20 protein-coding genes are annotated in these 17,437 nt (G+C 69.8%); 11 read left to right on the top strand and 9 right to left on the bottom strand.

The window, feature by feature from the left end:
• The first annotated feature begins 32 nt into the window (after positions 1 to 32).
• Positions 33 to 776 carry a pteridine reductase gene (locus tag ACW5DW_RS11430; RefSeq protein ID WP_457018991.1) on the top strand — a complete coding sequence of 248 codons (744 nt, stop codon included), beginning with the start codon at positions 33 to 35 and terminating at the stop codon, positions 774 to 776.
• A 131-nt stretch (positions 777 to 907) separates the two neighbouring features.
• Here the strand turns inward: ACW5DW_RS11430 and ACW5DW_RS11435 are convergent, their stop codons facing one another.
• The 5 genes from ACW5DW_RS11435 to tsaD form a co-directional block, all read right to left on the bottom strand.
• A complete protein-coding gene (locus ACW5DW_RS11435; protein WP_457018992.1) occupies positions 908 to 1,741 on the bottom strand; it encodes a DUF6159 family protein in 834 nt (277 codons plus the stop codon).
• Between the two features lie 109 nt (positions 1,742 to 1,850).
• A complete protein-coding gene (gene folK, locus ACW5DW_RS11440; RefSeq protein WP_457018993.1) occupies positions 1,851 to 2,363 on the bottom strand; it encodes a 2-amino-4-hydroxy-6-hydroxymethyldihydropteridine diphosphokinase in 513 nt (170 codons plus the stop codon).
• 73 nt (positions 2,364 to 2,436) lie between these two features.
• Positions 2,437 to 3,705, bottom strand: coding sequence for a mechanosensitive ion channel family protein (locus tag ACW5DW_RS11445; protein ID WP_457018994.1), 1,269 nt, complete (start codon positions 3,703 to 3,705; stop codon positions 2,437 to 2,439).
• A gap of 13 nt (positions 3,706 to 3,718) precedes the next feature.
• A complete protein-coding gene (gene folB / locus ACW5DW_RS11450; RefSeq protein ID WP_457018995.1) occupies positions 3,719 to 4,075 on the bottom strand; it encodes a dihydroneopterin aldolase in 357 nt (118 codons plus the stop codon).
• A 41-nt stretch (positions 4,076 to 4,116) separates the two neighbouring features.
• Entirely contained in the window at positions 4,117 to 5,181 is a 1,065-nt protein-coding gene (gene tsaD, locus ACW5DW_RS11455) for a tRNA (adenosine(37)-N6)-threonylcarbamoyltransferase complex transferase subunit TsaD (RefSeq protein WP_457018997.1), read from the bottom strand.
• Positions 5,182 to 5,326: 145 nt separating this feature from the next.
• Here tsaD and rpsU point away from each other — a divergent pair, with 145 nt between their 5' ends.
• From rpsU to ACW5DW_RS11500, 9 genes are all read left to right on the top strand, one after another.
• Complete coding sequence (rpsU, locus tag ACW5DW_RS11460; protein ID WP_457018998.1) at positions 5,327 to 5,542, top strand: 30S ribosomal protein S21; 216 nt, start codon at positions 5,327 to 5,329, stop codon at positions 5,540 to 5,542.
• A gap of 160 nt (positions 5,543 to 5,702) precedes the next feature.
• Positions 5,703 to 6,149: a GatB/YqeY domain-containing protein gene (locus ACW5DW_RS11465; RefSeq protein ID WP_457018999.1), complete on the top strand. Its 447-nt coding sequence runs from the start codon at positions 5,703 to 5,705 to the stop codon at positions 6,147 to 6,149.
• A 70-nt stretch (positions 6,150 to 6,219) separates the two neighbouring features.
• Positions 6,220 to 7,107, top strand: a complete 888-nt coding sequence (locus ACW5DW_RS11470; RefSeq protein ID WP_457019001.1) for a YihY/virulence factor BrkB family protein — start codon at positions 6,220 to 6,222, stop codon at positions 7,105 to 7,107.
• 44 nt (positions 7,108 to 7,151) lie between these two features.
• The gene (dnaG, locus tag ACW5DW_RS11475; RefSeq protein ID WP_457019002.1) at positions 7,152 to 8,879 is read left to right on the top strand and encodes a DNA primase; all 1,728 of its coding nucleotides are present in this window, start codon (positions 7,152 to 7,154) and stop codon (positions 8,877 to 8,879) included.
• A 102-nt stretch (positions 8,880 to 8,981) separates the two neighbouring features.
• Positions 8,982 to 10,334, top strand: a complete 1,353-nt coding sequence (locus ACW5DW_RS11480) for a hypothetical protein (protein WP_457019003.1) — start codon at positions 8,982 to 8,984, stop codon at positions 10,332 to 10,334.
• A 76-nt stretch (positions 10,335 to 10,410) separates the two neighbouring features.
• A complete protein-coding gene (locus ACW5DW_RS11485; protein ID WP_457019004.1) occupies positions 10,411 to 10,857 on the top strand; it encodes a hypothetical protein in 447 nt (148 codons plus the stop codon).
• 432 nt (positions 10,858 to 11,289) lie between these two features.
• Positions 11,290 to 11,601 carry a hypothetical protein gene (locus tag ACW5DW_RS11490; RefSeq protein ID WP_457019005.1) on the top strand — a complete coding sequence of 104 codons (312 nt, stop codon included), beginning with the start codon at positions 11,290 to 11,292 and terminating at the stop codon, positions 11,599 to 11,601.
• 184 nt (positions 11,602 to 11,785) lie between these two features.
• Positions 11,786 to 13,033 carry a DNA/RNA non-specific endonuclease gene (locus ACW5DW_RS11495; RefSeq protein WP_457019006.1) on the top strand — a complete coding sequence of 416 codons (1,248 nt, stop codon included), beginning with the start codon at positions 11,786 to 11,788 and terminating at the stop codon, positions 13,031 to 13,033.
• Positions 13,030 to 13,419 (top strand): hypothetical protein, encoded by a 390-nt coding sequence (locus ACW5DW_RS11500; RefSeq protein WP_457019007.1) that lies wholly within the window; start codon positions 13,030 to 13,032, stop codon positions 13,417 to 13,419. The genes ACW5DW_RS11495 and ACW5DW_RS11500 overlap by 4 nt, the downstream gene beginning before the upstream one ends.
• A gap of 132 nt (positions 13,420 to 13,551) precedes the next feature.
• Here ACW5DW_RS11500 and cyoE read toward each other — a convergent pair whose 3' ends face one another.
• The 4 genes from cyoE to ACW5DW_RS11520 form a co-directional block, all read right to left on the bottom strand.
• Complete coding sequence (gene cyoE / locus ACW5DW_RS11505; protein ID WP_457019009.1) at positions 13,552 to 14,487, bottom strand: heme o synthase; 936 nt, start codon at positions 14,485 to 14,487, stop codon at positions 13,552 to 13,554.
• A gap of 72 nt (positions 14,488 to 14,559) precedes the next feature.
• Positions 14,560 to 15,750 (bottom strand): COX15/CtaA family protein, encoded by a 1,191-nt coding sequence (locus tag ACW5DW_RS11510; protein WP_457019010.1) that lies wholly within the window; start codon positions 15,748 to 15,750, stop codon positions 14,560 to 14,562.
• On the bottom strand, positions 15,747 to 16,316 hold the full coding sequence (locus ACW5DW_RS11515) for a hypothetical protein (RefSeq protein WP_457019011.1): 570 nt from the start codon (positions 16,314 to 16,316) through the stop codon (positions 15,747 to 15,749). Before ACW5DW_RS11515 ends, ACW5DW_RS11510 begins: the two co-directional genes overlap by 4 nt.
• On the bottom strand, positions 16,313 to 17,026 hold the full coding sequence (locus ACW5DW_RS11520; RefSeq protein WP_457019012.1) for an SURF1 family protein: 714 nt from the start codon (positions 17,024 to 17,026) through the stop codon (positions 16,313 to 16,315). The genes ACW5DW_RS11515 and ACW5DW_RS11520 overlap by 4 nt, the downstream gene beginning before the upstream one ends.
• A gap of 65 nt (positions 17,027 to 17,091) precedes the next feature.
• On the opposite strand from ACW5DW_RS11520, the gene ACW5DW_RS11525 reads away from it, so the two are divergent.
• Positions 17,092 to 17,322 carry a twin transmembrane helix small protein gene (locus ACW5DW_RS11525; RefSeq protein WP_457019013.1) on the top strand — a complete coding sequence of 77 codons (231 nt, stop codon included), beginning with the start codon at positions 17,092 to 17,094 and terminating at the stop codon, positions 17,320 to 17,322.
• Positions 17,323 to 17,437 lie beyond the last annotated feature (115 nt).

A 17,437-nucleotide genomic window follows, 5' to 3' on the forward strand; every position in this document is an offset into this window, starting at 1 on the left:
TGCGTCAGGATAACGGTAATCCGGAGCACGTCATGCCAGCCTCGTCCCCCGTGGCCCTGGTCACCGGCGGCGCACGCCGCCTCGGCGCGGCGATCGTGCGCCGGCTGCATGCGGCCGGATATTCCGTTGCCGTGCATTGCCGCGCCTCCGCTGCGGACGCCCACACGCTGGCGGCGGAACTGGAGGCCGTGCGGCTGGGCAGCACCCTGGTGCAGGAAGCGGACCTGGCGCGATTCGACGCCTTACCCGAACTGGTCGCCCACACCGTCGGCCGCTTCGGCCGGCTCGACGCGCTGGTCAACAATGCCGCCGCCTTTTTCCCCACGCCCGCGGGCACAGTGACCCCGGCGCAATGGGACACGCTGCTGGCGACCAACCTGCGCGCGCCGTTCTTCCTGTCCCAGGCCGCGGCCCCGCACCTGAAGGCCACGCGTGGCGCCATCCTCAACATCAGCGACGTGTATGCGCGCCAGCCGCGCGCCGACCTGTCGGCCTATGCGATCAGCAAGGGGGCACTGGAGGCGATGACCCGCGCCCTGGCCGTGGCGCTGGCGCCGGAGGTCCGGGTCAACGCGCTCGCGCCGGGGGCGATCCTGTGGCCGACGGAGGCACCCGATCCGGCGCTGCAGGAACGCATCCTGGCCCACACCGCGCTCGGCCGGACCGGCAGCGTGGTGGAGATCGCGGCGACGGCGCTATGGCTGCTGCGCGATGCGACATACACGACCGGCTCGGTGGTGTCGGTCGACGGGGGCCGCAACCCGCTTGGCGATTGAGCAGGATCCGAGATCCCTCACTTCGTTCGCGATGACACCTTCCCGGTTGTCATCTCGACCGCAGGGCACCTGTCATCTCGACCGCAGGGAGAGATCTGCGGGAGCAGCCGTCCTGGCCGCTCCCAAACGCCTCACTGCCCCTTCGGCAGGAATGCCTGCCCCAGCCCGGCTTCGCGGAACGCGGGCGGCGTTTCATGCGAGACCGCATAGCGATACAGCGCCGCCGAATAGATTGCGCTCAGCGCCGCCTGGTAGATCCCCACCAGCAGCACCACCAGCAGGAACAGCGCGCCCACCACGATCGCCAGCGCAAACGAAGCCTGTGCCGCGAGCAGGGTCAGCGCCGCGCCCACCAGCACCACGGCGAAGGTGACCAGGCCAAACGCGGCGCCGATGCCAACCTGGCCAACCGCGTTCTCGCCCCAGGTGCTCTTGAGCAGGGACACGCTCTGCTTGAGCGCATCGACCGGGCCGATGTTGCGCGACACCAGCACCGGCACCACCAGGAACGCCGCCAGCGTCCAGGCCGCACCCAGCGCGCTGCCCATCAGGCGCACGAGAAAGTTGTCCTTCTGCTTCAGGCCCTGCAGCAGCACGCCAACCGTGGCCGCGATCGCCGCGTAGCCGAGGATCGCCGGGATTTTCGCCCTGGCGGCATTGAAGCCGTCGGCCAGCGTCGGGTTGCCCCCGTCCAGGCGGATCATCGCCGCGCCGACCAGCGCGCAGTTGAAGAAGATCATCACGCTGTACTGGACGAAGTAGAACGCAAAGCCGAACACCACGCCGCCCAGGCCGATCCCGTCGGCGAAGATCCGCAGCGCGAACATCGGCAGCAGGAAGGTCGCCAGCACCAGCAGGGTGGCGATGCCGGAGATCACCGGGAACAGCATCAGTTCCTTGTCCGAGCGCAGCACCGACGCGCTGGCCTTGACCAGGTCCCAACTGCGGGAGAATTTCTCGAACATGGCGTCGCCTCAGGTGGATGGTCCGCATCCTGTCCGGGCGCCTCGGCGCCCGCAATGCGCGGATATGGTCTGGAAGACGCGGCAAGCGGCGACGATGTGACAGCCGGCGTCAGCCCAGCTCCACCAGCTCGAAGGCCACGCCGTGGTCCGGATGCGCCGCCCACAGCGCGGCAATGCTGTCCCGTGACACCGGATGTCGCGCGTCCGGCGCGATGTCGGCCAGCGGCTTGAGCACGAACGCGTGGCGCAGCTCGTCGCGCGGGACGCGCAGCACCGGCGTCGTGCCGGCGGCGGTGGCAGGACCGGGGCCTTCGGCGATCAGTTCGTCGAACAGCACGATGTCGATGTCCAGGGTGCGGTCGCTGTAGCGCGGGCCGCTGCGGTCGCGCCCGTGCGCGTCCTCCAGCGCATGCAGCCAGGCGTTGAGCGCGTGCGCATCCAGCTCGGTGCGGAGCATGGCGGCGGCGTTGAGGAAGTCCGGGCCGTCATAGCCCACCGCCGGGAAGCGGTAGAACGGCGACACCTGCAGCCCGTCGAAGCGCTCGCCCAGCCCCTGCACGGCGACGCGCAGGTGCCGCTCGGGCTCGAGGTTGCTGCCGAGGCTCAGGTAGGCGGTGTGCATGGGGCGCTCCGGAAGGGCGCACATGATCGCGCATCCGCCGCGGCCGCGGCGAGCACCACGCGCGCGCCGGCGCTCAGTCGGCGGGGTCGGGCGCGGCCGCCGGGCGATGCAGGGTGACGTCGAGGGGCGCGTCGCCCATCGTCTGGTACACGCGCAGACCGAATTCCGGCAGGATCGCCAGCAGGTGGTCGAAGATGTCGGATTGCGCGGTCTCGTAGAAGGCCCAGCGCACGTCGCTGGTGAAGCAGTAGATCTCCAGCGGCAGGCCTTCCGCCGTCGGCTGCAGCTGCCGCACCAGCAGGGTCATGTCCTGGTTGATCCGCGAATGGTGGCGCAGGTACTGCTCGACGTAGGCGCGGAACGTGCCGAGGTTGGTGACGCGGCGCTGGTTGACCGGCTCGGCGCCGCGTCCGGCCAGGGTCGCGTTCCATTCGCTGATCTCGGATGCCTTGGCATCGAGGTAGCTGTCGATCAGCACGAAGCGGTGCATCCTCGCCACCTCGCCCTCGTCCAGGAAGCGCACCGAGCGCTGGTCCAGGTACAGCGCGCGCTTGATCCGGCGGCCGCCCGATTCGCTCATGCCGCGCCAGTTCTTGAACGAATCGCTGATCAGCTTCTTGGTCGGGACGGTGGTGATCGTCTTGTCCCAGTTCTGCACCGTCACCGTGTGCAGGGCGATGTCGATGACGTCGCCATCGGCGTTCTGCGAGGGCATCTCGATCCAGTCGCCGATGCGCACGCGGCCGTCGTTGCTGATCTGCACGCTGGCCACCAGCGACAGGATCGTGTCCTGGAAGATCAGCATCAGCACCGCTGTCATCGCACCGAGGCCGGTGAGGATGTGCAGGAACTGCGCACCGATCAGGGTGGCCACGATCGAGATCGCCACCAGTGCGAACATCACGATCTTGGCCACCTGCAGGTAGCCCTTGATCGGCTTGTTGCGCGCGTCCGGGCGGCGCTCGTAGACCTGGTTGACCAGGTCGAGCGCGCGCGAAAGCGCCAGCGCCACGGTGAGCACGATGAAGGCCTGGCACAGCGCGCGCACCACGGCCACCACCTGCGGAGGGAGATCCGGCACCACCGAGATGCCGGCGGCGATCACCATCGCCGGCACCACGTTGGCCAGCCGCGGGATCACCCGCATCCGCACCTCGCCCCCGTGCGCCTCGTGGCGCGCGGCAGTCGCCGCCAGCGCGCGCTGGATGCCGCGCAGCAGCACCCGCTTGGTCAGCCAGTTGGCCAGCCACGCCGCCAGCAGGAGCGCCACGACCACCAGCCCGGTATAGGTCGATGGATACGGCGCCAACGCCGCCTGCAGACTCTCCAGCTGCTCCTGCAATTCGCCTTCCTCTTCAGCTTGAACGCGTGCGTTCGATGATGACGCCGACCGCGCGCGCACCGCGCACCGCACCCGGCTTGCTCAGCTTCAAGCGTAGCCAGTCGATGTTGAACTCGCCCATCACGATCTCCGCGCAGCGCTCGGCCAGCGTTTCCACCAGGCCGAAGTCCGATTGCGACACGTAGTCGACCAGGCGCTTGCTGACCGCCTTGTAGTTGAGCGTATCGGCGATGTCGTCGCTCGCGGCCGGCACGCGGTTGTCGAAGCCCATTTCCAGGTCGAACACCAGCGTCTGCCGGATCCGTCGCTCCCAATCGTAGATGCCGATCAGGGCGTCGATCTCGAGGGCTTCGATGAAGACTTTGTCCATGGGCTGTAATCGGGGATCAGGGTTGGGGCTGGAATTGCCAATCACGAATCAAGGACTGCCTCCACCGGCAGCAACGACGCCATGTCCCAGCGCGGCGTCACGTGCACCGCAAGGCCGTCGTGCTGGCCGGCCTGCAGGCGCAGCGCGCCGGCGAAGGCGATCATCGCGCCGTTGTCGGTGCACAGCGACGGCCGCGGGAAGCAGGCGCGGCCACCGCGCTGTTGCGCCATCTCGTGCAGCCTGGCGCGCAGGCGGCGGTTGGCGCCGACGCCGCCGGACACCACGATCACGTCGCTGCCGGCCGCGTCCAGCGCGCGCCCGCACTTGATCGCCAGCGTGTCGACCACCGCATCCTCGAAGCCGCGGGCGATGTCGGCGCGGGTCTGTGCGGACTGGTCGCTGTCCCGCCAGGCCAGCAGCACCTGGGTCTTGAGCCCGCTGAAGCTGAAGTCCAGCCCGGGACGATTGGTCATCGGCCGCGCGAAGCGGAACCGCCCCGGCGTGCCCTGTTCGGCCAGCGCGGCCAGCTGTGGCCCGCCTGGATAGGGCAGGCCCATCAGTTTGGCGGTCTTGTCGAAGGCCTCGCCGGCGGCGTCGTCCAGGGTCTCGCCCAGCAGCCGGTAGTCGCCGATGCCGTCCACCGCGATCAGCTGGGTGTGTCCGCCCGACACCAGCAGGGCCACGAACGGGGGCTGCGGCGGGTCGTCCTCCATCAGCGGGGCCAGCAGGTGGCCCTCCATGTGGTGCACGCCCACCGCCGGCACATCCAGCGCCCAGGCCAGCGACCGGGCCACGCCCGCCCCCACCAGCAGCGCACCGACCAGGCCGGGACCGGCGGTATAGGCCACACCGTCGATCTCACGGACGCCGAGACCGGCCTCGGCCAGGGTCTGGCGGATCAGCGGCAGCAGCTTGCGCACGTGGTCGCGGCTGGCCAGCTCCGGCACAACACCGCCGTACTCGGCGTGCAGCGCGATCTGGCTGTAGACCGCGTGGGCGCGCAGGCCGGCCTGGCCCTGGCCCGAGCCGGGGGCGGCGGGACGGCCGGTGTCGTAGACGGCGACGCCGGTCTCGTCGCAGCTGGATTCGATGCCGAGGACCTTCATGCGGGGGGAAATGGGCGCCGGTTGCGCCGTTGCAAGGCGAGCGGCTATCATACGCGGCTCCCCCGGCCTGCCAGGTCGGGACGTGCGAGTCCCTTCGCAGAGACCGGCCATCCGGGCCGGACTTTCCAGAGAGCCAGAGATCCCTATGCCAAGCGTCAAAGTCCGCGAAAACGAGCCGTTCGAGTTTGCCCTGCGTCGCTTCAAGCGCACCTGCGAGAAGGCCGGCGTGTTGGCCGAGACCCGCAAGCGCGAGTTCTACGAGAAGCCGACCCAGGAGCGCAAGCGCAAGGCGGCCGCCGCGGTGAAGCGCCAGGTACGCCGCGTGTCGCGCGACGTCACCAAGCGCCAGCGCCTGTACTGAGCCGCGTCGCTTTGCAGGAAGCCGGCACGCGCGAGCGTCGCCGGCTTTTTGTGTTTGGCGCGGGCGGCGTGGACGCAGTATCCGGAACGGTCATCGCCCGACCCCACCCGGATCGACGCCCGGCGCCCTTCCTTCCCACCACCCATTGCGGCCACCCGACATGACCCTCAAGCAGCAGCTCACCAACGACATGAAGACCGCGATGAAGTCCGGCGAGAAGCACCGCCTGGGCGTGATCCGGCTGGTCAATGCCGGGATCAAGCAGCGCGAGGTCGACGAGCGTATCGAGCTCGACGACGCCGCGGTGCTGACGGTGCTGGAGAAGATGCTCAAGCAGCGCAAGGACTCGGTGAGCCAGTTCGAAGGCGCCGGCCGCGAGGACCTGGCGGCAATCGAGCGCGCCGAGATCGAGGTCATCCAGACCTACCTGCCGGCGCAGCTGGACGAGGGGCAGATCCAGGCGGCGATCGACGATGCGGTTGCCAAGACCGGCGCCAGCGGCCCGGCCGACATGGGCAAGCTGATGGGCGTGCTCAAGCCGGCGCTGGCCGGGCAGGCCGACATGGGCCTGGTCTCGAAGCTGGTGAAGCAGAAGCTGGCAGGCTGAGGGCGCGACGGCGCGAGCCGTCGGCGCGCGCTGACGCGGGGTCGACGCCGGGTCGGACATCATCCCGCCCATGCAAGCCACCGACCGCCTCCGCCAGCTCAACGAACGCTTCCAGGCCAGTCTGCCCGGCGCGTTGCTGCAACGCTTCGTCGAGGCCGGGTTGATGACCCAGGCCGCCTCGCTGGCCTTCTACGCGCTGCTGTCGCTGGCGCCGCTGCTTCTGCTGTTGCTGTGGATCACCGCGTCGCTGTACCCGCCCGCGCAGCAGTCGCTGATCGACCAGCTTGGCGAGCTCGCCGGCCCGGGCGCGGCCACAGTGGCCGAAACCGTGATCCGCAACGCCACCGAGCAGCCCGACGTGGGATCTCTGGCCGGGCTCTGGAGCACGATTCTGCTGTTCGTCGGCGCCACGGTGGTGTTCGCCCAGCTGCAGGGCGCGCTCAACCTGATCTTCCGCAGCGAGGCGGAACGCTTCACCGGCCTCGTGGCGTGGCTGCGCAAGCGCGTGTTCTCGCTGGGCGTGGTGTTGGCGATCGGCTTCCTGCTCATCATCTCGATGGTCGCCACCACGGCGCTGCAGATCGCCTTCGCGCGCATGCCCTCGTTGCTGCCCGCGGTGGGCTATGCGGTCACCTTCCTGATCTACGTGGTCACCTTCGCCTTCCTCTACCACTACCTGCCCGACCGCCGCGTGGCCTGGCCGCAGGCCTTCCTGGGTGGCGCGATCACCGCCGCCCTGTTTGCGGCCGGACGCTGGGCAATCGGCCTGTACCTGGCCCAGGCCGCGCCCGGCAGCGCCTATGGCTCGATGGGCGCGCTGGTGCTGCTGCTGATATGGATCTATTACGGCGGCGTGGTGTTCTTCATCGGCGCACTGCTGACCGCGGTGATCGACGAACGCGCCAACAACCGGCCCGAGGCGCACAAGCCAAGGCCGGCGGCGGCGGGAACGCTGTAGGGGATCGCCTGCGGCCCGGGGCAGCTGCGGCATACACTAGCCGCATGGCCCGCATCCCCGACGCATTCATCGATGACCTGCTTGCCAGGACCGACATCGTGGAGGTGGTCAATGCGCGCGTGCCGCTCAAGCGGCAGGGCAAGGAGTACTCCGCGCGCTGCCCGTTCCACGACGAGCGCTCGCCCTCGTTCACCGTCTCGCCGACCAAGCAGTTCTACCACTGCTTCGGCTGCGCTGCGCACGGCACGGCGATCTCGTTCCTCATGCAGTACGACCGCCTCGAGTTCCTCGACGCGGTTGACGAGCTGGCGCGCCAGGCCGGCATGGAAGTGCCGCGCGAGACCCAGCAGCGCAATGCCAATCCCGACATCCAGGAGTTGTTCAACGCGCTGGAAGCGGCCTCGCGCTACTACCAGCGCCAGCTGTCCACGAGCGACAAGACGCGCGCCTACCTGGACGCGCGCGGCGTGGGCGAGGCGGTGTGCACGCAGTTCGCGATCGGATATGCGCCCGACGGCTTCTCCGCGCTGAAGGACGCGCTGGGCACCGACCCACGCCGGCTGCAGCTGCTCGAGCGCGGCGGGATGTTGTCGAAGAACGATCGCGGCCACGTCTACGACAAGTTCCGCGACCGGGTGATGTTTCCGATCCTCGACCGCCGTGGCCGCGTGATCGCCTTTGGCGGCCGCGTGCTCAGTGCACCGTCCGACGGCAAGGACGCGGGCCCCAAGTACCTCAACTCGCCCGAGACCCCGCTGTTCCACAAGGGTCGCGAACTGTACGGCCTGTGGCAGGTGCGGCAGGCGAACGCGAAGATCGAGCGGCTGATCGTGGTCGAAGGCTACATGGACGTGATCGCGCTGTTCGAGCACGGCGTCACCCAGGCCGTGGCCACGCTCGGTACCGCGACCACGCCCGACCATGCCGAGCTGCTGTTCCGCAACGCGCCCGACGTGTACTTCTGCTTCGACGGCGACCGCGCCGGGCGTGGCGCGGCGTGGAAGGCGCTGGAATCGGTGCTGCCGCGCATGCGCGACGGCCGCCAGGCGTTCTTCCTGTTCCTGCCTGACGGCGAAGACCCCGACAGCATCGTGCGCAAGGAAGGCGCGCTGGGCTTCGACGCGCGGTTGCGCGAGGGCACGCCACTGTCGCAGTTCTTTTTCGACACGCTGTCGGAGGGCGTCTCGCTGTCCACGCTCGACGGCAAGGCGCGGCTGGCCGAGCGCGTCAAGCCGCTGCTGGCACAGATCCCCGACGGTGCGTTCGGCGACCTGATGCAGCAGCGCCTGACCGAACTCACCGGCGTCGGCGCGCGCCAGCCGCCCGCGCAGGCCCCGATCCGCCGCCAGGGCAGCCAGCCGCTGGCGCCGCCCCGGCGCAGTCTGGTGCGGGGTGCCATCGCCCTGCTGCTGCAGCAGCCTTCGCTGGCGCTGGATCTGGCACCGCCGTTCCACTTCGTCGCGCTGCGCCAGCCCGGCGTCGAGCTGCTCACCGAACTGATCGCCCTGGTCAGCGCGCGCCCGGACATCACCACCGGCGCGCTGCTCGAACACTTCGCCGACCGCGAAGATGGCGCCGCCCTGCAGAAGCTCGCCAGCCAGAACCTGCCCGGCGACGCGCCCAAGTGGCGCGAGGAGTTCCAGGACGTCATCGCCCAACTGGACCGGCAGACGCAGCAGCAGCGCATCGACGAACTGCAGGCGCGCATGGGCCAGCTCGACGGCACCGAGAAGCAGGAACTGCGGCAGCTGCTCAGCGGGCTCGCGGGCTGAGCCACCCTCGGGTCAACCCCAGCTGGGGTCGGCACGGATGTTGCCGGCGGCACCCGCGGCGCTAGCCTGCCGGCAGCCCCCACTTCCTCCCGAAGGTGCCCCATGAGCGACATCAGCAGCGCGGTCGATACCGTCAAGGATCGACTCGACCAGGGCATCTTTGACTGGGACGTGACCCATGGCGACCTCACCGACATCAGCAAGGCGGTCGCCGACCTGTCGCCCGACGAGCGCAACGGGCTGATCAGCGAGCTCAGCGACGACGATCTGAAGAACTGGACGCAGGAAATCGACGGCCTCAACGGCTCGCTCAGCGCGCAGGAGCGGCAGGACCTGTTCAACCAGCTGGCCGAGGGCCTGGATGGCGAACAGATCACGCGCCTGGTCGAGGCCTTCGACGGCAGCCCGGGCGGGCGCGACGCGCTGGGCGCGGCGGTCGCCGATCACGCCTCGCCGGAGGCCAAGGTCGTCTTCGTCGAAGCCATGGCCGGCAGCATCCACGCCGACTATTCCGCATCGCAGGGGCGCTGGGGCAATGCCGAGACCGCGGTGGTCGGCAACGTGCTGGCCAGCCTGTCGAGCGACCCGGAGGCGCTGTCGCAGGCGCTGGAGACGCTCACCGATTCGCAGCTGCGCGACGTGATGGAGGTCGGCCTGGGCCGCACCTACATCGCCAGTGCCTACAGTGCCTCGACCAGCGTCAATCCATCGGTCACCGCCGCCATCATCAGCGGCGCCGCCGCGGTCGACGACCCGGCGCTGAAGGCGCGCGTGTTCGAGATCGGCTCGCAGCAGATCGGCGAGATCCGCGACAAGACCATCAACCCCATGGGCGGCGACGACGCGCCCGCCGCCGCGATCACCGAAGCGCTGACCACCCTGCTCGACAGCGACACCACCGGCATCGTGCGTGGCCTGGAGACCAGCTATCGCGACGGCAAGGGCCTGACCAGCTATCTCACCGAGCAACTGGAGAACGGCGGCGAATCCGGCCAGGAGCAGGTCGGCGAATTCATCGCCAAGCTGCAGCGCGGCAACGACCTGGGCGAGGATCCGGCCACGCGTTTCCAGGCCACCGACAGCAGCGGCAACTACCGCAACGCGCAGACGCTCGGCTACTTCATGGGCGGCGTCGAGGCCTCGATCAACCAGGTCACCGACAACCGCACCGACCAGGCCAACCTCGTGGCCAACGTGTTCAAAGGCGTGGTCGGCGCGATGGGCGCGATCAATCCCGCCACCGGCGTGGCCGCCAGCGGCGTGTCCACGCTCACCGACCTGGCCGTGACCCAGGCCGCCGACAACTACAAGAACGAAGCCTCGGCGCTGCGCGACACGCTGACCTCGCTGGCCTATCCGCGCGACGCCAACGGCCAGCCCTTCGAGGGCGAACGCGCCGAGACCCCGTACGACACCGCCCTGCTGCGCGTGGTCAACGCCAACCGCTTCGAGTGATCCGCGCCTGCCTGGTGATTCGCGCTGCGCCGTCGCCACCACCACGTGGCGCCGCGCGCGCGCGTATGCTGAGCCCATGAGCGCACACGTCTTCCGCCTTGCCCGGGCCGCGGCAATCGCCTGCCTGCTGGCAACCGCCCTCGTCGCGGCCGGTTGCTCACGGAGTCACGTCACCATGCCCGCCACGCCCGCAAGCGCCCGCCCGTTGCCCGCCACCGGCTCGCACGAGGTGCGCACCGACCTGATGGTCGCCGACATGTACGCGCGCTACGGCGCCGCGTTCCGCGGCTTCAACGTGCAGTCCTACCTGCTCGACGGCGCCGACTGGTCCAGCGTCGAAGCCCATTACGCCGCCGCACTGCGGGACTGGAGCGCCGACGAGCGCTTCGGCCCGCGCAGCGGCAGGACACAGGGCCGGACCTGGGTCGACGGAGATCGCGTGCTGGTGGCCGAGATGTTCGACGCGGACGGCACGCCGGTTCTGCTGGTGGGCAGCAACGCCAGCGACGCAGGGCAGAGGTAGCAGCGCAGGGCGCGGGCCGCGAGCAGCCGGCCCATGGATCCTGCCGATGCTGCGATCGGCGACGTCTCTCTTGCAGCTTTTGGCGTCTTGCCCTGCTGCGGCATTGGCTCGTTCCCGGCGGTGCTTTGGCTCCTTCCCCCGCCTGCGGGGGAAGGCTGGGATGGGGGCGCTCGACGCAAGCGACGCCTCCGGAAGACCGCGCCGCCGGTCGCCCCACCCCGGCCCTCCCCCGCAGGCGGAGGGTGAGATATGAGGCCGACACGCGGCGCGACCTGCGGCGTCGGGTTAGGCCCCAGGTCAGGGAGCCACCGCACTTCGACTTCGGCTCGGATAAACAAGGCGGCACCATCGGCAACGCAGCCCCACGACCGCGTCGCGCGCATCCCCGTATGCTTGTCCGCCACCTGGATGGGACCGGCAGGAGGTGCAGCGATGGACTATCAACTCGTGGTCAAGTTCTGGCGCAAGTCGCTGGAGAGCGAGGATTTCCTGGCGACGATCGAGAACCAACTGAGGGCGGCGCTGGGCGAGTCGGTGGAGCTGGACGGGTATGACGTCAGTCCGAAGGAGATCAACCTGTTCATGATGACGGCTGATCCGCGCCACTCGTTCCGCCGCGTCAGGGATGTGCTGGAGGGCCTGGGCATCCAGCATGGTGTCTCGGCGGCGTTCCGGCTGGTGGGCGGCGCGCAGTTCACGTCGATCTGGCCGGCGCGGCCGATGCGGAAGTTTTCTTTGCCGTAGGGGTCGGCGGATGCGCATGGAAGGACGGATTCGGATGGATCTGGCGGTGGTCGCGGCTGAAGCCGCTCCTACAGGTTGCGGGTGCAGGGCCGACCACGGGTTTTCCCCAATGTCGTGGCGCCGCGCGGCCGCGTAGCCTCATCGTCGGAAGGTGCCATACGGCGCCGCATGCATCCGACCCGCCATGTCGTTCGAGACGTTCCGGTTTCCGCCGTCGCTGCCACCGCCGGGTTTGCAGGGGCCGATCCTCGGGCCGCGCCCGGTCGATCCGGCAGATGTGCGCTTCGATGAGGCGCTGCTGTCGGCAGACCCGGCGGACGTGGAGTTCGCGCTGGACCGCGGCTCGGTGCGCATCCAGGACGAACGCGAGGGCCAGGGGAGCACCACGTGGTCAGCTTCGGGGGAGATGTTTGTCTCCGCGCCGGGCGCCGAGGCGCAGATGGTGCCGGTGCGCTTCGAGGCGACGATGCGCAACGAGGACGCCACTCCGGCCGGGATGCGCGCGCTCAATCCCTTCGACCCGGCCACGATCCCGCCGCGCACGCGCATCGAGGTGCATGGCCGCGACTACGCGGGCACGCCGATGGAGGCAAGCTTTCGCGCGCTGGCCGCGGCCAACGGACTGGCCTCGATCGAGGACCTGCGCCTGTCGCTGGAGATGACCGCCGACGGCGAGCTGCGGGTGATGACCGGCGCCCACCGGCTGTTCGATGCACCGCGCGATGGCGGGCCGGCCTCGTACCCGGCCGAACGCGAGGATTTCATCCGCCACACCGCGCTGCTCGACGATGCCGCGGGCATGGATCGCGCCGCCTACAGCCGCATGCTGCTCGACGGCACGCCGCCCGCGCAGACGGTGCGCATCGGCGAGGACGTGCAGGGTGGCACGATCACAGGCGTGGTGACCGAGACCGGCAGCGGCGAGTCCAACGAGGTGGTGTGGACACTCGACGACGCGGGCCGCCCGGCATCGGCGGACGCGGTGCTGACTTGGGAACCGGGCAGCGGCGGGCGCGATTCGGACCGCATCGAAGCCAATGCGCAGAGCCGCTTCCGCAGCGACAACGAGATGAAGGGCAGCGGTGACGACGTCGGCCACATGGTCGCCTACCGCTTCGCCAACGGGCACGGGCCGGTGAACATGTTCCCGCAGGAAAGCCACTTCAACCAGCGCGTGTTCGCGGGCATGGAGCAGGAGTGGTCGGACTGGCTGGCCACGGGCATGGAGGTGCACGTGGAGATGCGGCTGGAGGCGGGCAAGAGTGACAGCGCGCGGCCGGACCAGGTGCGCGTGGATTACGCGGTGATCGATCCGGCCAGCGGGAAGGCGGTCTATGATCCGCAGCTCATCGTCTTCGACAACGAGGCCGGCCAGGTGTTCGACCGCATCGCGCGCAGCGACATGGACGACATGATCGGAATGCGCTCTTGAACCGCCCCGATCGCGACACGCTGGTGCGTGGCATCGGCGAGCTGCTGCTGCGCGACATTGCCACCGCCGGACATGACCTGGACGGCTACGCGTTGATTGCCGACTACGCCGATGGCGCGCGCAGGCTCAGCGGATTCGGCTATCGCGACGGGCACGCGCCGGTAGCGGCGACGCCGAAGACCGAGGCCGACACGATCGGCGCGCGACTGGATGAACTGCGCGAGGCGACGCAGCTGGAAGGCCAGGCGCCATGGACGGTGTGCGTGGTGCAGCTGCAGCGCGCGGGTGGTCGCCTGCATGCTGACTTCGTGTACGAGGATGCGGAGCGCTGGCGGATTACGCCGGAAACGCTGGACGAGGTGGCGGAGCGCGCGCGGCCCGCGTGATGCGGTGGGGCGGAGGCGGGGCCCCTGACGCGCATCGTCGCTTCGTCCATCGCGGCTGAAGCCGCTCCTACAACGGCAAGCGCATCGTGATCTTCTGCGGGAGCGGTTTTGGGCGGCGATGGGTGCCGGCGGTCAACCCACCCGCTGCAGGTCGAACGCCTGCAGCGGTGCCGGGTCCAGCCACGGCAGCAGCCAGTGGTCGACCAGCAGGAAGGCGAACAGCGCCATCAGGTAGACCACCGAATAGTTGAAGACCTTCATCGCGAACAGTTCGTCCGGCGGGTCGAGCAGGCGCCAGGCATACCAGAGGAAGGCCAGGCCCAGCACCACCGCGCCGCCGAGGTAGAACAGGCCGCTCATGCCGATCGCCACCGGCAGCACGGTCACCACGCACAGCAGCACGGTGTAGAGCAGGATCTGCCAGCGCGTGTATTCCACGCCGTGGGTGACCGGCAGCATCGGCACCAGCGCGCGCGCGTAGTCGTCGCGGCGGAAGATCGCCAGCGCCCAGAAGTGCGGCGGCGTCCACACGAAGATGATCAGCACCAGCAGCAGCGCGTGCGCCCAGTCCCACTGGCCCTGCATGTTGGTCACCGCGGCCCAGCCCAGCAGCGGCGGCGCGGCGCCGGCGATGCCGCCGATCACGATGTTCTGCGGCGTGGCGCGCTTGAGGAAGCCGGTGTAGACGACGGCGTAGCCGATCAGCGAGGCGAAGGTGAGCGCGGCGGTGAGCGGATTGACCAGCGCGATCAGGAGCGTCATCGACAGCGCGCCCAGGCATACCGCGAACACCAGCACCTGCGATGGAGTGAGCGCGCCGGTGGCGAGCGGGCGGTCGGCGGTGCGCACCATCACCTTGTCGATGCGCTGGTCGATCAGGTGGTTGATCGCGGCGGCGGATGCCGCCGCCAGCCAGATGCCGAGCAGGCCGAACACGCTTTCGCGCAGCGGCGGCAGCCCGGGCACGGCCAGGAACATGCCCACCAGCGCGGTGAACACGATCAGTGCGACCACGCGCGGCTTGGTCAGCGCCCAGTACTCGCGGTAGATCGAACGCGCGCGGCTCATCGTGGTTCCGGGCGGGTGCGGGCGATGGCCCGCGTGGCGTGTGGATGCATCGGTGTGCTCATGCCGTGGAGCCTAGCCCGGACGCCGCAGGCGCGCGAGCAGGGACACCAGCAGGAACAGCAGCAGCGCCGCGCCGCCGTTGTGCAGCACCGCCACCGGCAGCGGCAGCGACAGCTTGACGTTGAGCACGCCCAGCAGCACCTGCGCGATCGTCAGCAGCGCGAGTACCAGCGCCCAGGCGCGCAAGCCCGGCGTACGCATCGTCCGCCACGACAGCAGCAGCAACGTAGCCGCGGCCACCACCGCGAACAGGCGGTGCGCCATCTGGATGGCGATGCGCGAGGCACCGTCGAGCACGCCGCCCTCGTAGTCGGCGCCGACGCCGCGCCACAGCACGAAGCCTTCGCTGAAATCCGACGGCGGCCACCACTGGCCGACGCAGCGCGGGAAGTCCAGGTAGTGGTGCTGCTCCGTGGTCCAGCCACCGGCGCCGCAGGCCAGCGCGGCGTAGTTGGCGCTCACCCAGCCGCCGAGCGCGATCTGCACGCCCAGCACTGCGATCGCGGCCAGCAGCCAGCGCCGCAGCACTGTGGCATCGACCAGCACGACCGGCAGGTGGGTGGCGCGCCACGCCATCCAGGTCAGCAGCGAGAAGGTGAGCATGCCGCCAAGCAGGTGGCCCATCACGATGACCGGCTTGAGCAGCATGGTCACCGTCCATTTGCCCAGCAGCGCCTGGAAGATCACCACCGCCAGGGTGAGCGCACCGACGCGCGCCATGTCCACGTTCGACCAGCGCAGCGCGGCGACCAGCAGCAGGCCTTCGCCCAGCGCGGCCACGGCCAGCGCAGGCACGATGTGGCCCTGCATGTAGAGCGGGATCGCCGCGGCCACCAGCAGCGATGCACCCAGCACCAGCGCCAGGCCGTGTCGGCGGCGGCGCACGGCCAGCAGCGCAAGGGCCAGCACCAGCACGCCCAGCGTGGCGGCCAGGTGGCGGTGGACCTGCTCGCGCCAGGCCTTGTGGGTCTCGAACGGGCGGATCGCGCTGGCGGCGTGGTCGCTCACGTCCTGCGCGGCCTGCGGCCAGGCGGCGCGGCCATAGCAGGTCGGCCAGTCCGGGCAACTCAGGCCCGCATCGGACAGGCGCACGAAGGCACCGAACACGATCACGCCAAGCGTGAGCGCGACGGCGAGCCAGGCGATCCGGTGGAAGTGCCGGTGGACCTGCGGACGCGAAGGAGTGGAGGCAGGAGGCTTCATCGCAGCTTGAGCAGGCGAGCCACGTCCGCGCGCAGGTGGCCCGGATCGAAGCCGGGAGCGTAGCGCAGGATCACGAAGCCGTTCGGGTCGATCACGTAGACGGGGGTGCCCGCGGGATCCTGGTGGCGCGGCAGCGCGTCGAGCAGGGCGGGTGCGGGCGCGAGCTCGTGCCAGGCCGCGTTGCGCTGCACGCCGGCCGGCGGCGTGCCGATCCAGAGGATGTGCACGTGGTCGGCGCGATGGGTGAACAGCTGCCACACCGTGTCCAGCTGCTGCGAGAGCTGCACGCACTCGCTGGCACAGCCGGCGGCCGGCGCAAGCGCGATGCGCCAGGTGCGCTCGGTCGGGTTCCACACATAGTCGCCGCCTTCGCGCAGGGCGGGCACGACCTGGCGCAGGTCGCCCGGCGGGTCGAGCAGTTCGCCGTGGTTCTTCATGCCGTGCGGACGCCAGCCCGAGAAGCGCAGCGCGCCGGCAACGATCGCGCTGCCCAGGAACAGGACCACCACCAGGATCAGCATGCCGCGGTTGCGGCCGCGCTGCTGCGGGGAAACGGGAGCATTCATCGGCGGAACCGGAAGGTCAGGACAAGGGCGGTGACAAGCACGGCCACGGCCAGCCCGAACCACTGCACGGCGTAGCCCAGGTGCTTCCGCGGCGGCAGGGTGTTGGGCAGCACGTCGAGGTCGCGCGCATGGCCGAGCGGGAGGTCGGGATCGAGCTTGAGTACGCGCGGCGGCAAGGCATCCAGGCCCAGCAGGGCGGGCAGGCCGGGCGCGTCCAGGCGCACCGCCAGCACGTCGCCAGCAGCGGTGGCCGCGGACAGGCCCTTGGCCAGGCCAGCCGATGGCGGCGGTGCCAGCAGGCCGCGGATGCGCTGCCGGCCCTCGATCGGCTCGGGCTGCGGCATCGCGCGGTCACCGGGCAGCGGCAGCCAGCCCAGTTCGACCAGCAGCGGGGCGCCGCCGGTGGGCGCGAAGGCGCGGTAGACGCGCACGCCCGGACGTCCCTCACGCTGCTGGTTGTCGAGCAGGACGGCGGGCGCGGCGAGGAAACTGCCTTCGCCCTGGGCCCAGTCGAAATCGCGCGCACGGGCGGGATCGGCGGCGGCGGCCAGCGGCAGCGGCTGGCGCTGCTCGAGCGTCGCCGCCACCTGGTCGAGCATCGCCTGCTTCTGGTCCATGCGCCCCAGCTGCCAGCGCCCCAGCGCGGCGAACAGCGCCATCACCAGCAGCGCCAGCGTCCAGCCCAGCAGCCGCGTGTAGCTTGCGCTCACTCGCGCCACGACAGGGCCTGCGATAATGGCGGCGACCGGCGCGCGTTGCGCCGTGGAACACGGCAATGAACGATTCGCTCAAGATCCTGGTGGTGGTCGGCTTCCTGGCCCTGATCCTGTGGAACCTCGGCGCCGGGCTGTACTACATGCTGACCGACAAGGGCCAGAGCAAGCGCACCGTCAACGCGCTGACCAAGCGCATCGCGCTGTCGATCGCGCTGATCCTGCTGGTGGTGCTGGCCAACTACATGGGCTGGATCGAGTTCCACGGCGTGGGACGGAATCCGAACTCCTGAAGATCCCGGACGGCGGGCGCGCCCGGCCGGCAGGTTTGCGCGGTTCGAAAAAGCGGAAAGCGCCGGCATGCCGGCGCCCTGCCCTGTCGGATCCGGTGGTGAGTGCCTTGCCGAA

The sequence above is a fragment of the Luteimonas sp. A482 genome (genome assembly GCF_054072655.1).

What these genes read in the sequence shown, in the direction of transcription:
- cyoE (WP_457019009.1), bottom strand. Translation starts at nt 14,487, where the DNA reads ATGAGCCGCGCGCGTTCGATCTACCGCGAGTACTGGGCGCTGACCAAG.
- tsaD (WP_457018997.1), bottom strand. Translation starts at nt 5,181, where the DNA reads ATGAAGGTCCTCGGCATCGAATCCAGCTGCGACGAGACCGGCGTCGCC.
- ACW5DW_RS11485 (WP_457019004.1), top strand. Translation starts at nt 10,411, where the DNA reads ATGAGCGCACACGTCTTCCGCCTTGCCCGGGCCGCGGCAATCGCCTGC.
- ACW5DW_RS11435 (WP_457018992.1), bottom strand. Translation starts at nt 1,741, where the DNA reads ATGTTCGAGAAATTCTCCCGCAGTTGGGACCTGGTCAAGGCCAGCGCG.
- ACW5DW_RS11470 (WP_457019001.1), top strand. Translation starts at nt 6,220, where the DNA reads ATGCAAGCCACCGACCGCCTCCGCCAGCTCAACGAACGCTTCCAGGCC.
- folB (WP_457018995.1), bottom strand. Translation starts at nt 4,075, where the DNA reads ATGGACAAAGTCTTCATCGAAGCCCTCGAGATCGACGCCCTGATCGGC.
- ACW5DW_RS11480 (WP_457019003.1), top strand. Translation starts at nt 8,982, where the DNA reads ATGAGCGACATCAGCAGCGCGGTCGATACCGTCAAGGATCGACTCGAC.
- ACW5DW_RS11515 (WP_457019011.1), bottom strand. Translation starts at nt 16,316, where the DNA reads ATGAATGCTCCCGTTTCCCCGCAGCAGCGCGGCCGCAACCGCGGCATG.
- rpsU (WP_457018998.1), top strand. Translation starts at nt 5,327, where the DNA reads ATGCCAAGCGTCAAAGTCCGCGAAAACGAGCCGTTCGAGTTTGCCCTG.
- ACW5DW_RS11465 (WP_457018999.1), top strand. Translation starts at nt 5,703, where the DNA reads ATGACCCTCAAGCAGCAGCTCACCAACGACATGAAGACCGCGATGAAG.
- dnaG (WP_457019002.1), top strand. Translation starts at nt 7,152, where the DNA reads ATGGCCCGCATCCCCGACGCATTCATCGATGACCTGCTTGCCAGGACC.
- folK (WP_457018993.1), bottom strand. Translation starts at nt 2,363, where the DNA reads ATGCACACCGCCTACCTGAGCCTCGGCAGCAACCTCGAGCCCGAGCGG.
- ACW5DW_RS11510 (WP_457019010.1), bottom strand. Translation starts at nt 15,750, where the DNA reads ATGAAGCCTCCTGCCTCCACTCCTTCGCGTCCGCAGGTCCACCGGCAC.
- ACW5DW_RS11430 (WP_457018991.1), top strand. Translation starts at nt 33, where the DNA reads ATGCCAGCCTCGTCCCCCGTGGCCCTGGTCACCGGCGGCGCACGCCGC.
- ACW5DW_RS11490 (WP_457019005.1), top strand. Translation starts at nt 11,290, where the DNA reads ATGGACTATCAACTCGTGGTCAAGTTCTGGCGCAAGTCGCTGGAGAGC.
- ACW5DW_RS11525 (WP_457019013.1), top strand. Translation starts at nt 17,092, where the DNA reads ATGAACGATTCGCTCAAGATCCTGGTGGTGGTCGGCTTCCTGGCCCTG.
- ACW5DW_RS11495 (WP_457019006.1), top strand. Translation starts at nt 11,786, where the DNA reads ATGTCGTTCGAGACGTTCCGGTTTCCGCCGTCGCTGCCACCGCCGGGT.